We start from the raw sequence: 911 nt of genomic DNA on the forward strand, positions 1-911 counted from the left end.
CTGTCGATCTTGTAGTTGAGAACATAGTCGACGATATCGACTAATACTCGATCCGGCTCGGGCCGGACATTGGAAATCGGTGCGGACATCGAAAAGCCTCTGGTAAAAACTTACTTGACGTTCTTGATCAGTGCGTTGGATTGCGTGGGTGCCGGCGTACCTGCTGCAGCCATTTCATCCGTCTTGCATTCGTCGGCGAGACGCGACGAGTCCTTGTCCGAGAACAACATGGCCTTGGTCGGGATCACGACCAGGTCCATGCCGGATGCTGCATCGTGGAAACGATCCGCACCGGTGGTGGTGGTTTCGCGCGGCAGTTGATAGTCCTTCTTCGCCCAGTTCACGGTGACGACCTGGTCACGCTTCATGTCGCCTTTCAGGTAGAAGGCCAAACCTTCGTTACACGACCATTTCGTTGCGCCGTCCGGGATCGCGTCCACTTTTGCGGCAGCTTTGGCTTCTGCTCCGGGTTTACGCTTGATCAGGCGGCGTGCCGGCGCGGGGCGCTTTGCCACTGCCTTCTTGGCCGTTGTCGACTTGGCCGGGGTGGTGGTCGTGGTGGTGGCATCTGCGGCCAGTGCGCTCGTGCTGGCGAGCATGCCCGACAGTGACAGGGCGCCGACAACGCTTGCGATCAGGAGTTTATTCATCAATGACAGCCTTTCTAGATTTCGTTTAAATGTTCAATCGGGGCGTTTGCAGCGGCAGTTCTCGGGTGAAATGACCGGCTGCATTGGCCCGTTTTGCGAAAGCACGCGCACCGATTTGGCCTATCCGGCGCACGCAGCGCGCTATTTTCGCTTATTTATAGGCTGGAACTTCAGATTTTCGGGACCGGTGTAATTTGCGCTCGGCCGGATGATCTTGTTGTCGATCCGTTGTTCAATGATGTGAGCGCTCCAGCCCGAGGT

The 911-nt window shown here is 56.9% G+C and carries 1 protein-coding gene and 1 pseudogene; both read right to left on the minus strand.

The window, feature by feature from the left end:
- Positions 1 to 110: 110 nt before the first annotated feature.
- A complete protein-coding gene (locus tag AWB69_RS45345; protein WP_062093257.1) occupies positions 111 to 650 on the minus strand; it encodes a hypothetical protein in 540 nt (179 codons plus the stop codon).
- 141 nt (positions 651 to 791) lie between these two features.
- Positions 792 to 911: pseudogene (locus AWB69_RS46830) on the minus strand (2-methylcitrate synthase); the annotation flags it as partial.

Source organism: Caballeronia udeis, from assembly GCF_001544555.2.
GTDB lineage: Bacteria > Pseudomonadota > Gammaproteobacteria > Burkholderiales > Burkholderiaceae > Caballeronia > Caballeronia udeis.